The organism is Kocuria rosea (genome assembly GCF_006094695.1).
GTDB lineage: Bacteria > Actinomycetota > Actinomycetes > Actinomycetales > Micrococcaceae > Kocuria > Kocuria rosea.
The window spans coordinates 3,550,431-3,563,674 of the sequence record NZ_CP035103.1; the positions used below are offsets into that span (position 1 = coordinate 3,550,431).

At 72.4% G+C, this 13,244-nt stretch carries 11 protein-coding genes and 1 pseudogene; 5 read left to right on the forward strand and 7 right to left on the reverse strand.

Annotation, left to right across the window (positions count from 1 at the left end; all coding sequences use genetic code 11):
* Position 1 precedes the first annotated feature (1 nt).
* Genes EQG70_RS16220 through EQG70_RS16230 form a run of 3 tightly spaced genes read right to left on the reverse strand, consistent with a single transcriptional unit; the run spans position 2 to position 3,362 of the window.
* Positions 2 to 901 carry a sugar phosphate isomerase/epimerase family protein gene (locus EQG70_RS16220; RefSeq protein WP_017834666.1) on the reverse strand — a complete coding sequence of 300 codons (900 nt, stop codon included), beginning with the start codon at positions 899 to 901 and terminating at the stop codon, positions 2 to 4.
* A complete protein-coding gene (locus EQG70_RS16225) occupies positions 898 to 2,163 on the reverse strand; it encodes a dihydrodipicolinate synthase family protein (protein ID WP_109268362.1) in 1,266 nt (421 codons plus the stop codon). The genes EQG70_RS16220 and EQG70_RS16225 overlap by 4 nt, the downstream gene beginning before the upstream one ends.
* Positions 2,160 to 3,362: a Gfo/Idh/MocA family protein gene (locus tag EQG70_RS16230; RefSeq protein ID WP_095650257.1), complete on the reverse strand. Its 1,203-nt coding sequence runs from the start codon at positions 3,360 to 3,362 to the stop codon at positions 2,160 to 2,162. The genes EQG70_RS16225 and EQG70_RS16230 overlap by 4 nt, the downstream gene beginning before the upstream one ends.
* Positions 3,363 to 3,515: 153 nt before the next feature.
* Between EQG70_RS16230 and EQG70_RS16235 the strand changes: the two genes are divergently transcribed.
* The gene (locus EQG70_RS16235) at positions 3,516 to 4,514 is read left to right on the forward strand and encodes a LacI family DNA-binding transcriptional regulator (protein ID WP_031283663.1); all 999 of its coding nucleotides are present in this window, start codon (positions 3,516 to 3,518) and stop codon (positions 4,512 to 4,514) included.
* On the opposite strand, the pseudogene EQG70_RS16240 reads toward EQG70_RS16235, so the two are convergent.
* From EQG70_RS16240 to EQG70_RS16255, 4 genes and pseudogenes are all read right to left on the reverse strand, one after another.
* Positions 4,509 to 4,901 (reverse strand): annotated as a pseudogene (locus EQG70_RS16240) (universal stress protein); the annotation flags it as partial. The gene EQG70_RS16235 and the pseudogene EQG70_RS16240 sit on opposite strands and share 6 nt — an antisense overlap.
* Positions 4,898 to 6,451, reverse strand: a complete 1,554-nt coding sequence (locus EQG70_RS16245) for a tripartite tricarboxylate transporter permease (protein WP_017834661.1) — start codon at positions 6,449 to 6,451, stop codon at positions 4,898 to 4,900. The pseudogene EQG70_RS16240 and the gene EQG70_RS16245, both read right to left, overlap by 4 nt.
* A 39-nt stretch (positions 6,452 to 6,490) precedes the next feature.
* Entirely contained in the window at positions 6,491 to 7,099 is a 609-nt protein-coding gene (locus EQG70_RS16250; protein WP_229587592.1) for a tripartite tricarboxylate transporter TctB family protein, read from the reverse strand.
* 14 nt (positions 7,100 to 7,113) lie between these two features.
* The gene (locus EQG70_RS16255; RefSeq protein WP_017834659.1) at positions 7,114 to 8,115 is read right to left on the reverse strand and encodes a Bug family tripartite tricarboxylate transporter substrate binding protein; all 1,002 of its coding nucleotides are present in this window, start codon (positions 8,113 to 8,115) and stop codon (positions 7,114 to 7,116) included.
* 163 nt (positions 8,116 to 8,278) lie between these two features.
* On the opposite strand from EQG70_RS16255, the gene EQG70_RS16260 reads away from it, so the two are divergent.
* The 4 genes from EQG70_RS16260 to EQG70_RS16275 all read left to right on the forward strand — a co-directional run bounded on the left by EQG70_RS16260 (position 8,279) and on the right by EQG70_RS16275 (position 13,243).
* Entirely contained in the window at positions 8,279 to 9,163 is an 885-nt protein-coding gene (locus tag EQG70_RS16260; protein WP_095650255.1) for a LysR family transcriptional regulator, read from the forward strand.
* A gap of 132 nt (positions 9,164 to 9,295) precedes the next feature.
* Positions 9,296 to 10,243 (forward strand): 5-dehydro-4-deoxyglucarate dehydratase, encoded by a 948-nt coding sequence (gene kdgD / locus EQG70_RS16265; RefSeq protein ID WP_017834657.1) that lies wholly within the window; start codon positions 9,296 to 9,298, stop codon positions 10,241 to 10,243.
* A gap of 49 nt (positions 10,244 to 10,292) precedes the next feature.
* Entirely contained in the window at positions 10,293 to 11,918 is a 1,626-nt protein-coding gene (locus EQG70_RS16270; protein WP_017834656.1) for an aldehyde dehydrogenase (NADP(+)), read from the forward strand.
* Positions 11,915 to 13,243, forward strand: coding sequence for an enolase C-terminal domain-like protein (locus EQG70_RS16275; protein WP_095650252.1), 1,329 nt, complete (start codon positions 11,915 to 11,917; stop codon positions 13,241 to 13,243). Before EQG70_RS16270 ends, EQG70_RS16275 begins: the two co-directional genes overlap by 4 nt.
* The last annotated feature ends 1 nt before the right edge of the window (position 13,244 follow it).

Below are 13,244 nucleotides of genomic sequence, written 5' to 3' on the forward strand. Positions count from 1 at the left end.
GTCAGGCGGTGGCGCGGGCGGGTGCGCCGGTCAGGGACGGCAGCACCAGGGACTCCCAGCGCTCCTTCATCACGGCGAGCACGACGTCCGGGTCCTGGTCGAAGATCTCCTGGTTGAAGATCTCGACCTCGACCGGGCCCGTGTAGCCGGCGGCGGCGACCCAGCGCCCGATCGTGCCGAAGTCGATCACCCCGTCCCCCATCATCCCGCGGGAGAGCAGGGCGTCGGAGGCGATCGGCAGGTTGAAGTCGCAGACCTGGTAGGACGCCAGCCGGCCCTCCGCGCCGGCCCGGGCGATCTGGGTCTCCAGCCCGGGGTCCCACCAGACGTGGAAGGTGTCCACCACCACGCCCACGGCGTCCACCGGGTGCGGGGCGGCGAGGTCCAGGGCCTGTCCGAGCGTGGAGAGCACGGCCCGGTCGGCCGCGTACATGGGGTGGAGCGCCTCGAGCACGAGGCGCACCCCGTGCTCGAGGGCGTAGGGGACGAGCTCGGCGAGCCGTTCGGCCACGCGCTCGCGGGCGGCCACGACGTCCTTGTCGCCCCGGTCGCCCTCGCCGCCCAGGACGTGGGCGGCGGCGGGCAGGCCGCCCACGACCATGATCAGCTCGCTCGTGCCCAGGACCTGGGCCTCCCGGATGGCGGCCCGGTTGCTCTCGAGCGCGGCCCGCTGCCCGGCCTCGTCGGCCGCCGTGAGGAAGCCGCCGCGGCACAGGCTGGAGACCTGCAGCCCGGCCTGCTCGATGATCCGGGCCGCGTTCTCGAGCCCTGCCTCGGCCACGCGGTCGCGCCACACGCCGATGTGCCCCAGCCCGGCGCGGGCGGTGGCGTCCACCGCCTGCTGCAGGGTCAGGCCGCGGGTGGTGCCCGTGTTCAGCGACAGCTGGAAGTCCGCGCTCATGCCGCACCTCCGGTGCTGCCGGCCGGCACGAGAGCCGGTGCGAGGACCGGCGCGCCGAGGCCCGCCGCGTCGAGGAAGGTGCTCATCCGCCGCGCGGCGAGCTCCGGGTCGAGCAGCAGCCCGGCCCGGTCGGCCAGCCTGAACACCTCGACCAGGTGCGGCACGGAGCGGCCCGAGTGCAGTCCGCCGACCATCTGGAACCCCGGCTGGCTGCCGTTGAGCCAGGACAGGAACGCGATGCCGCACTTGTAGTAGAAGGTCGGGGCGCTGAAGACGTGGCGCCCGAGCTCCTCCGTGGCGTCGAGGATCGCCCGCGCCCGGCCGGGCTCCCCGGCGTCGTAGGCCTGCAGCGCGGTGGACGCCGCCGGGTAGATGCCGGCGAAGATCCCCAGCAGCGCGTCGGAGTGCCGGGTGCCGTCGCCGTCGATGAGCTCGGGGTAGTTGAAGTCGTCGCCGGTGTAGAGGCGGACCCCCTCCGGCAGCGCCGCCCGCAGCCGGGTCTCGTGCGCGGCGTCCAGGAGGGAGACCTTGACGCCGTCGACCTGCCCCGGGTGGGACCGGATGAGCTCGAGGAAGGTCTCCGTGGCCGTGTCCACCGCGTCGCTGCCCCAGTAGCCGGCCAGCGCCGGGTCGAACATCGTCCCGAGCCAGTGCAGGACCACCGGGTGCCGGGCCTCGCCCAGGAGCTGGGAGTAGACCCGCAGGTAGTCGTCGGCGTCCCGGGCGGCACGCACCAGTGCGCGGGACGCCATCAGGATGACCTTCGCCCCGGCGCCCTCGACCACCTCGACCTGCTCCCGGTAGGCCTCGAGCACGGCGCGCAGCCCGGTCTCGCCGGGCGTGACGCCCGCCGGGTCCAGCTGGTCCGTGCCCGCCCCGCACGCGATGAGGTCGCGGACGGTCCTGCCCGCCAGGGCCGGGCTGCCGGTGGCCAGCGCCGCCGAGGCCTCGGCGGTCGAGCGCCGGATCAGCTGCTGGGTGGCCGGCCAGTCCAGGCCCATCCCCCGCTGGGCGGTGTCCATGGCGTCGGCCACGCCCAGCCCGTAGGACCAGATGTCGTGGCGGAAGCCCAGGGTCGCGTCCCAGTCCAGCTGCGCCGGCGCCCCGGGGGTGTTGTCCGCGAGCACCAGGGGCACCACGTGCGCGGCGGCGTAGGCCTTGCGCGCGGTGAGGGGCGCCTGCGGCCGGGTCCAGCTCCCCGGCCCGGAGAGCACGTGCTCGGTGCGGGATCCGCTGCCGTCGGGCAGGAGCACGGCGCTCACCGGACGGCCTCGGCGGTGCGCCGCTCGGCCGGGGAGAGCTCGATCGCCGGGATGTCGATGGTGCGGCGCTCGGCCGAGGAGCGCAGGCCAAGCTCGGCCAGCTGCACCCCGCGCGCGGCGGAGAGCAGCCCGAACCGGTGCTCGCGGCCCGCTGCGACGTCGGCCAGGAACTCCTCCCACTGCGCCTTGAAGCCGTTGTCCAGCTCCGCGTTGGCCGGCACCTCCAGCCACTGGTCGCGGAAGGACTCGGTGACGGGCAGGTCCGGGTTCCAGACCGGCTTGGGCGTGTGGGCCCGCTGCTGGGCCACGCACTTGTTCAGCCCGGCGACCGCCGAGCCGTGGGTGCCGTCCACCTGGAACTCCACCAGCTCGTCGCGGTACACGCGCACGGCCCAGGAGGAGTTGATCTGGGCGACCACGGGGTCGCCGTCCGGGGTCTCGAGCTCGAAGACGCCGTAGGCGGCGTCGTCCGCGGTGGCCGGGTACTCGTGGCCCTGCTCGTCCCACCGCGCGGGGATGTGCGTCACGGCGGTCGAGGTGACGGACCGGACCGGGCCCACGATGCCCTCGAGGACGTAGTTCCAGTGGCAGTACATGTCGACGGTCATGGACCCGCCGTCCTCGCGCCGGTAGTTCCAGGACGGGCGCTGGGCCTCCTGGTGCTCGCCCTCGAAGACCCAGTAGCCGAACTCGCCGCGCAGGGACAGGATCCGGCCGAAGAAGCCCTCGTCCACGAGCCGCCGCAGCTTCACGAGACCGGGCAGGTAGAGCTTGTCGTGGACCACGCCGGCGGTGACGCCGCGCTCCTGGGCGATCTGCGCCAGCTCGACCGCCTCGTCCAGGGTCTCGGCGGTCGGCTTCTCGGTGTAGACGTGCTTGCCGGCGCGCATGGCCTTCTTGAGGGTCTCGGCCCGGAGGCTGGTCATGGAGGCGTCGAAGACCACGTCCACGGTGGGGTCCTCGATGACCGCGTCGAGATCGGTGGTCCAGTGCTCCACGCCGTGCCGGCGCGCCAGCTCGGCGACCTTGGCCTCGTTGCGGCCCACGAGGATCGGCTCGACGGTCACGCGGGTGCCGTCCGGCAGGGTCACTCCTCCCTGGTCCCGGATGGGCAGGATCGAGCGCAGCAGGTGCTGGCGGTAGCCCATGCGGCCGGTGATGCCGTTCATGGCGATGCGGAGAACTCGGGGCTCGGACATCATCAACTCCAGAGGATTCGGGAAATTTGTAGGAAAGCGCTTTCCACTCTAGGGTTGGCTCAGTGTGACTGTCAACACGTTCCCGGTCCCGGACTCCCCGGCGCGGGGGCGAGACGCCCACCGGATGCGGTGAGGAGGAAGCAGGACCGGACGATGAGCGCAGTGACCCTCTCCCAGGTGGCCCGGGAGGCCGGGGTGTCCCTGGCCACGGCCTCCCGGGTGCTCAACGGATCGGACCGCCGGCCGGCCGAGCACATCGCGGAGCGCGTCCGGGACGCCGCGGAGTCCCTCGGCTACGTGGCCAACGCCCAGGCGCAGGCGCTGGCGCGGTCCACCACCGGACTGGTGGGGCTCGTGGTCCACGACATCGCCGACCCCTACTTCTCCTCGATCGCCAAGGGCGTGCAGCGCCGGGCCCGCACGGACCGGCACCAGCTGCTGCTGGCCGCGACCGACGGCACCGACCAGCTCGACGCCGTCGCGGCCTTCGCGTCCCACCGCACCGACGCGATCATCATGGCGGGCTCGCGGCGGCGGGAGATCGACCCCCGGCTGCTCGCCGAGCTCACCCGCTACCAGAAGAACGGCGGCCGGGTGGTGACCATCGGCCAGGCCTGGCTCGAGGGCGCCGGCGCCGTCACCATCGACAACCGCAGCGCCGGCGACGACCTGACGGACATGCTGATCGGGACGGGCCGGACCCGCTTCGCCTTCCTCGGCGGGCCGGACGAGCTCGCCAGCGCGGCGGAGCGCCGGGCGGGCTTCCGCGCGGCCCTCGAGCGGGCGGGCCTGGAGCCGGAGGCCGAGGTCACGGAGGACTTCAACAGCCAGGGCGGCTACGAGGCCGCACGGGCGCTGGTGGACCGGCTCGGGGCCGACGCCGTGCGCGGGCTCACGGTCGTGGTCGGCAACGACGTCATGGCGCTCGGCGCGATCGCGGGCTTCCGGCACGCCGGGCTCGTGGTGCCGGACGACCTGCGGGTGGCCGGCTTCGACGACATCCCCAACCTGCGGGACTTCTCCCCGGGCCTGACCACCGTGCGCTTCCCCCTGGAGCAGATCGGGGAGACCGCCGCGGACATCGCCCTGAGCCACGACCAGGTCCGGATCGAGCACGTGGTGGGCGAGATCGTGCGGCGCGAGAGCGCCTGACCCCCGCACGGCCAGGACCGGCCGGTCGGACTGCAGGAGGATCCGCTGGGCGTGCGAGCCCATGATGAACTTCCCCACCTGGGAGCGCTGGCGCAGGCCGATGACGATCCGGGACACGTCGTGCTCCCGGGCGAGGTCGAGGATCTCCTGGGCGAGGTCGTCCCGGTGGGACGGCTGGAGCACGGTGTGCGGGACACCGGCGGACTCGGCGGCGGAGGTGACGCGGCGCAGGTCGTCGTCGGAGGCGACCGACTTGTCCGCCAGGGCGCCCTCGCGCACGGAGTTGACGATCAGCAGCCGCTCCCCCCGCAGCCGGGCCTCCTCGATGGCGGCGCGGACGGCGGCCTCGCCGACGGGGGTGGGGACGTAACCGACGAGGATGCTCATGCGTTCTCCTTGACAGGGGTGCGGTCGGAGTCCTCGACGGACGGTCCCGCGGGGGACGTCCCGGAGGCGCTGCGACGGCGGAGGGCGGACTGGATGACGGGCAGCACGGCGACGAGCACGAACAGCAGCAGCAGGGTCGCCGAGATGGGGCGGGTGAAGAACCCGGTGACGTCTCCCTCGAAGACGAGCAGGGAGCGGCGCAGGTTGGACTCCAGCAGGGAGCCGAGGACGAAGGCCAGCACCAGGGGGCCGGGCTCGAAGCCGAACTTCTTCATGAGGTAGCCGACGGCGCCGAAGACCACGACGAGCATGACGTCGAACATCGAGTTGTTGATCGTGTAGGCGCCCAGCATCGTGATCAGCACGGTGATGGGGGCGAGGATGGCGCCCCGCACCCGGAGGATGCGCACGAAGACCCCGATGAGGGGGATCGACATGATCAGCAGCAGGATGTTGCCGACGTACATGGAGTTGACCACGCCCCAGAACAGCTCGGGGTCCTGCTGGACGAGCTGCGGGCCCGGCGTGACGCCCTGGATGAGCAGGGCGCCGAACATCAGGGCCATTGTGGCGTTGGCCGGGATGCCCAGGGTGAGCAGGGGGATGAAGGAGCTGGTGGCCGCCGCGTTGTTGGCGGTCTCCGGGCCGGCGACGCCCTCGATGGCGCCCCTGCCGAAGCGCTCGGGTTGCTTGGCCCGCTTCTTCTCCATGGCGTAGGCGGCCATCGAGGAGATCGTGGCGCCGCCGCCGGGCAGGATGCCGAGGAAGAAGCCCAGGACCGAGCCGCGGCCGATGGCCCCGGACGACTGCTTGAGGTCCGCCCGGGAGGGCCAGACGTTGGAGACCTTGTCGGGCGCCTTGGCCGCACGGTGGCGCTCCTCCAGGTTGTGCAGGATCTCGCCGAGGCCGAACAGCCCCATGGCCACGGGCACGAAGTCGATGCCGTCGGCCAGGTTGAGGTTGCCGAACGTGAGCCGTTCGGCTCCGGTGAAGACGTCGCGGCCGACCGTGGCCAGCAGCAGCCCGAAGCACGCGGCGATCAGCGCCTTGGACTTGTTGCCGTTGCTGATGGTGGCCACCAGCAGAATGCCGAGCAGGGCGAGCGCGGTGTACTCGGGCGGACCGAAGTCGAGGGCGAAGCCGGCGACGAGCGGGGCCAGGAAGGTGAGGCCGACGATCGCGACGGTGCCCCCGATGAAGGAGCCGATCGCGGCGATGCCCAGCGCGGTGCCGGCACGGCCCTGCTTGGCCAGCATGTAGCCGTCGAAGACCGTGACCACGGAGCTGGCCTCGCCGGGCAGCCGGAGCAGCACGGAGGTGATGGTCCCGCCGTACTGGGCCCCGTAGAAGATGCCGGCCAGCATGATGATCGCCGTCACCGGTTCGATGCCGTAGGTCAGCGGCAGCAGGATGGCGATGGTCGCGGCGGGGCCCAGGCCGGGCAGCACGCCGATCAGCATGCCGATGGTCACGCCCAGGAGGCAGTACAGCAGGTTGGTCGGTTGGAGGACGACGCCGAAGCCGTCCAGGGCGGGTTGCAGGAAGTCCATGCGGGAGCCTTTGGTCGGTGGCCGCCGTGGCGGCGGCCGTCAGAACAGGTGCGGGATCGACGTGCCGAGGGCGGTGATGAAGATCAGGTAGAAGGCGACGACGACGAGCGCGGAGTACAGGGCCGCGGCCCGCCACGTCTCGCCACCCAGGAACTTCATCCAGACGAAGGACAGGAGCAGGGCGGGGATCTCGAAGCCGATCACGGGCATGAGCAGCACCAGCCCCACGAGGGTCACGAGCCCGCAGGCGGCCAGCAGCGACTCCCGGGTGAACTTCTCCCCCTCTCCTCCGCGCCGGCCCAGGACCAGGTGGGACAGGCCGATCACGACGGCCACGACGCTCACCACGAACGGCCACATGCCGGGGGCCGGCTGCTGCGGTGTGCCCAGTCCCATGCGCAGGGACAGCACGGCCGCGGCAGCCGCCAGCACCGTGACCGCCAGGGTCGAGCCGAGGGCCGCCGCGCGGCCGCCGGGCGGCGGGCCCTCGGCCTCCCACCGGGCGGCGAGCTGCTCCGGGGTGAGCTCCTCGACCGCCGTCTCCGGGTCGTGGAGGACGTCGGCGACGGAGGCCGTGCCGTCCGGGCGGGACTGCTTCATGGAGTCGCTCCTGGCTGTAGTGGTCGGCAGGGCCGTGGTGGTGGTCATGGCGGCGCCGGTCCCTACTCGGCGAGGGAGATGTCGTGCTCCTCGACGAGCTGCTCGTAGCGCTCGGCGAGCTCGGTCCACTCCGCCTCGACCTCCTCGCCGGAGACCTCCCACGGGGTGAGCAGGTTCTGCTCGTTGAAGTCCTGGTAGGCCTCCGACTGCACGGCGGCGTCGAAGGCCTCGACCAGCCGCGCCTTGACGTCGTCCGGGAGCCCTTCGGGAGCGGCCACCGCCCGGTACTGGGAGACGGGGACGTCGTAGCCGGACTCGACGGCGGTGGGCACGTCGGGCAGGAACTCGTTGCGCTCCTCGGAGAACACCACGATCGGCGTCACCTCGCCGGCGTCGATCTGCGGCTTGGCCTCGCCCAGCTGGACGGTGGCGACCTGCACCTGGTCGCCGAGCACGGCGGTCAGCGCCGGGGAGCCGGAGTCGAAGGGCACCTCGGTGCCGGTGATGTCGGCCTGCGCGAACAGCACGGTCTGGGCCAGCTGGGAGCCGGTGCCCACGCCGGTGGTGCCGTAGCTGAACGAGCCCGAGGCGCCCTGCACGTCCTCGAGGGACTCCAAGCCGGACTCCTTGCTCGCGACCATCACGTAGTCGTCCTGGGACAGGCCCTTGAGCACCTCGACGTCGTCCAGGGACACGGCCTCCTCCTCGCCCACGGCCAGCGGCGTGATGGTGATCAGCGAGGCGTTGAGCAGCACCAGATTCTGGCCGTCGGGGGACGCGCCGGCGACCTCCTGGGTGGCGAGGGCGCCGTTGGCGCCGGGCTTGTTCACGACCGGCATCGGGACCCCGAGGTCCTCCGCTGCGGCGTCGGACACGGCGCGGGCGATGAGGTCGGTGGATCCGCCGGCGGCCTGGCCGACGGTCAGGGTGATGGGATCCGTCGGGAAGTCCGCCCCGGAGGCGCTGCTGCCCCCGCCGACGTTGCCGCCGCACGCGCTGAGCGCGAGGAGCGAGGTCGCTGCGGTGACGCCGACGAGCGCCGTGCGGAACGAGGTGTTCTTCATGGGTTCTCCTGAAGGGGTGAGGGATCGGAACCGCCCGACCGGGGCGCGAGAGGACTCGCACCCCTGTGAGTGGCATCACAAGCGGATCGGTTCCCGAGCCTAAAGAGGGATGATGATGCCTGTCCAAGCCAATTCGTGCATTGAGTAATACCCGGAGGACATGATGTTCACACTCGATCAGGCACGGAGCTTCATCGCCGTCGCGGAGGAGCTGCACTTCGGCCGCGCCGCCGTGCGGCTCAACATGACGCAGCCTCCCCTGAGCCGCCAGATCCAGAAGCTCGAGAAGACGGTGGGGGTCGAGCTCCTGGAGCGGGACAACCGCCGGGTGGCGCTCACGGCCGCCGGGCGGGCGTTCCTGGTCGAGGCCCGCAAGCTGGTGGTCGCCGCCGACCGGGCGCCGCTGCTGGCGCGCCGGATCGCCGCCGGGCGCTCGGGGGTGCTGCGGATCGGCTTCACGGCGGCCTCCGGGTTCAGCCTGCTGGGACCGCTGCTCAGCGAGATCGAGCGGGTGCTGCCGGACGTCGACGTCGACCTGCAGGAACTGGTGACCGGCGAGCAGCTGCAGGCGCTCGAGAACGGCGACCTCGACCTCGGGCTCGCCCGCCCGCCCTTCGACACGGAGCTCTTCGAGTCGCAGCTGCTGCTCGCCGAGGACCTGTACGTCGCCGCCCCGGCCGACCACCCGCTGAGCATCCTCAGGCGGCCCGTCACGTCGGCCGACCTCAAGGACCTCCCGCTGATCATGCACTCCCCCACCAAGGCGCGGTACTTCTACGACCACGTGGTGCGGCTCGTGGAGGTGGAGCACCGCAACGTCGTCCACACCGTCAGCCAGGTCCTCACCATGGTGGCGCTCGTGGCCGCGGGGCGAGGAATCGCCTTCGTCCCGGAGTCCGCCCGGCTGCTCGGCATCGACGGCGTGTCCTACCACCGGCTGGCCAGCAGCTCCTCGGGCTCCGTCGAGCTGCACGCCCTGTGGGACCGCACCTCGAAGAATCCCGCCCTGCACCACCTGCTCGACCTCCTGCGCACCCAGCCGCACTGAGCACAGCATCGATGCCCTCAGTGCATGACTCCATTCAAAAACGGCCTTGGACAGCATCAAAAGTCCTCCCTAGGGTGAGACGTGATTCACAGGCAGAACGCCTCACCTCGACCCATGCGAAGGACGACGACCGTGGCCACACACACTCCCCGGGAACTGGCGGACAAGCTCAAGGACGGCCTGCTGTCCTTCCCCGTCACCGCGTTCGACCAGGACCTGCTCTTCGACGAGAGCGCCTACCGCCAGCACCTGTCCTGGCAGGCCTCCTACCCCGTGGCCGGGCTCTTCGCCGCCGGCGGCACCGGGGAGGGCTTCTCCCTCACCCCCGAGGAGACCGCCACCGTGGTGGCCGCGGCCGTTGACGAGGTCGCCGGCCGGGTCCCCGTGCTGGCCCCGGCGGCCGGCAACACCGCCCAGGCCGTGCGCAACGCCGCCGACGCGTCCGCCGCCGGGGCCGAGGGCCTGCTGCTGCTGCCCCCCTACCTCACCGAGTGCGACCAGGAGGGCCTGCTCGCCCACGCCTCGGCCGTGTGCCAGGCCACCGACCTCGGGGTCATCGCCTACAACCGGGCCAACGCCATCTACTCCGCCGCCACGATCGCCCGGCTGGCCGAGCGGCACGAGAACTTCATCGGCTTCAAGGACGGCGTCGGCGACATCGAGCACCTCACCAAGGTCTACGCCACCAACGGGGACCGCCTGTTCTACCTGGGCGGGCTGCCCACCGCGGAGACCTTTGCCCTGCCCCTGCTGCAGCTGGGGATGAGCACCTACTCCTCGGCGATGTACAACTTCGTCCCCGAGTTCGCCCTGGAGTTCTACGCCGACGTCCGCGCCCAGGACCGGGCCGCCGTCACGGACAAGCTCAACCGGTTCGTGCTGCCCTACATCGAGATCCGCGACCGGGTGAAGGGCTACGGGGTCTCCATCGTCAAGGGCGGGCTCAAGGCCGTGGGCCGGGACGCCGGCGGGGTCCGCCCCCCGCTGCAGGACCTCACCGAGACCGACCTCGCCGACCTCACCGCCCTCATCGACGCCCTCCCCACCGGCACCCCGGCGGACACCCTGCAGCGGGCCTGACACCAGCCTCTCCCCAAGAGACCGCACGCACAGACAGCGAAGGAACCCCATGTCCGTGAGCACCCAGACCACCACCCTCTCCGGCCACTCGATCATCGCCGGCCGCCAGGTCGTCGGCACCGGCGGCACCACCCACGGCATCGACCCGGCGACCAACGCCGAGCTCGAGCCCGCGTACTCCCTGGTCGACGAGGCCCAGCTCGCCCAGGCCACCGCGGCCGCCGAAGAGGCCTTCGAGTCCTTCAGCAGCCTCGACCCCGAGACCCACGCGGGCTTCCTCGAGAAGGTCGCCGCCAACATCGAGGCCGCCGGCCCCGAGCTGGTGGACCGCGCCTCGACCGAGACCGGACTGCCGAAGCCCCGCCTGCAGGGCGAGCTGGCGCGCACCACCGGGCAGCTGCGGCTGTTCGCCCGTGTGGTGCGGCAGGGCGACCACCGCGGCGTGCGCATCGAGCCGCCCCTGCCGGAGCGCACCCCCCTGCCCCGCCCGGACCTGCGCCAGCGCAAGGTCCCGCTGGGCCCGGTGGCCGTGTTCGGGGCCAGCAACTTCCCGTTCGCCTTCTCCACCGCCGGCGGCGACACCGCCTCCGCGCTGGCAGCCGGCTGCCCGGTGGTCTTCAAGGCGCACAACGCCCACCCCGGCACGGGAGAGATCGTGGGCCGCGCCCTCACGGACGCGGTCCGCGAGAGCGGCCTGCACCCGGGGGTGTTCTCGCTGATCTACGGTCCCGGCGCGAGCATCGGCCAGGCCCTGGTCAGGGACCCGGCCATCAAGGCCGTCGGGTTCACCGGGTCCCGCGGCGCCGGCACGGCGCTGATGGCCACGGCTGCGGCCCGTCCCGAGCCCATTCCGGTGTACGCCGAGATGAGCTCCATCAACCCCGTCTTCCTCTTCGACTCCGCCCTGCGCGGTGACGCCGAGGAGTTCGCCCGCGCCTACGTCACCTCCCTGACGGGCTCCTCCGGGCAGCTGTGCACCAACCCGGGTCTGCTGTTCGTGCCCGAGGGAGAGGCCGGCGACGCGTTCCTGGCTGCCGTCGGGCTCGTGCTGGCCGACGCCGAGGGCGCGACCATGCTCACCCCCGGCATCGCCCGCTCCTGCCGGGAGGGCATCGACGCCCTGGGCTCCCAGGAGGACGTCGAGATCGTGGCCCGCGGCAAGGAGGGCCCCACCGAGAACGCCCCCGCCCCCGTGGTCTTCGGCGCCCAGGTCCCCGCCTTCCTCACCAACCCGGTGCTGCAGGAGGAGATCTTCGGCGCCTCGTCCCTGGCGATCCGCTACGGCTCCGCGGAGGAGCTGGTGGCCGCGGCGGCCCGGATGGAGGGCCAGCTGACGGCGAGCCTGTTCCTGTCCGAGGAGGACGTCCCCACCGCGGCCCCGCTGCTTCCGGTGCTGGAGCGCAAGGTGGGCCGGATCCTCGCCAACGGCTGGCCGACCGGCGTGGACGTGGGCGAGGCGATGGTCCACGGCGGCCCGTTCCCGGCGACCTCCGACTCGCGGACCACCTCGGTGGGCACGCTCGCGATCGAAAGGTTCCTCCGCCCCGTGGCCTACCAGAACATCCCCGCCGCCCTGCTGCCCGCGCCCGTGCAGGACGACAACCCGTGGCACCTCAACCGCCGGGTCGACGGCCGCATCCAGCTGGCCGGCCCCCAGGAAGGAGACCGCGCATGAGCGCCCAGCCCACCGTCGCACGGCTCGAGGTCGTGCCCGTCGCGGGGCACGACTCCATGCTGCTCAACCTCTCCGGCGCCCACGGGCCGTTCTTCACCCGCAACGTGGTGATCGTGACGGACTCCGACGGGCGGACCGGCCTGGGCGAGGTCCCGGGCGGGGAGGCGATCCGCGCCACGATCGAGGAGGCTGCCGGGCTGCTGGCGGGGCAGCCCGTGGCGCTGTTCCGCACCCTGCTGCGCCGGGTCGCCGCGGCCTTCGCGGACCGGGACGCCGGCGGGCGCGGCCTGCAGACCTTCGACCTGCGCACCGCCGTGCACGCCGTGACCGGCATCGAGTCCGCCCTCCTGGACCTGCACGGGCAGTTCCTGGGCGTGCCGGTGGCCGAGCTGCTCGGCGACGGGCAGCAGCGCGCCTCGGTGCCCATGCTGGGCTACCTGTTCTTCGTGGGCGACCCGGACAGCACCGGCCTGCCGTATCTGCGCGAGCCCCACGGCGCGGACCAGTGGGAGCGGGTGCGCCGGGAGGAGGCGATGACCCCCGAGGGCATCGTGCGCCTGGCCGAGGCCTCCCGGGAGCGGTACGGCTTCAAGGACTTCAAGCTCAAGGGCGGCGTCCAGGCCGGCGACCTCGAGGTCGACGCCGTCACGGCGATCAAGGAGCGGTTCCCCGAGGCCCGGGTCACCCTCGACCCCAACGGCGGCTGGCTGCTCGAGGAGGCCGTCCGGCTGGGCCGGCGGATGCAGGGCGTGGTCGCCTACGCCGAGGACCCGTGCGGCGCCGAGGGCCGGTTCTCCGGCCGCGAGGTGATGGCGGAGTTCCGGCGGGCCACCGGCCTGCCGACGGCGACGAACATGATCGCCACCGACTGGCGCGAGATGTCCCACGCGGTGCGTGCCGGCGCCGTGGACATCCCGCTGGCGGACCCGCACTTCTGGACGATGGCCGGTTCCGTGCGCGTGGCCCAGCTGTGCCACGAGTTCGGGCTGACGTGGGGCTCCCACTCCAACAACCACTTCGACATCTCCCTGGCCATGTTCACCCACGTGGGTGCGGCGGCACCGGGCGAGATCACCGCGCTGGACACGCACTGGATCTGGCAGGACGGCCAGGGCCTCACCCGGGAGCCGCTGCGCATCCGCGACGGCGAGATCCGGGTGCCCGCGAGCCCGGGCCTCGGCGTGGAGCTGGACCGCGAGCGCCTGGCGGAGGCCCACGAGCTCTACCTCGAGCACGGGCTGGGCGCCCGCGACGACGCCGCGGCCATGCAGTACCTCATCGAGGGCTGGAGCTTCGACCCGAAGCGCCCCTGCCTGGTCCGCTGAG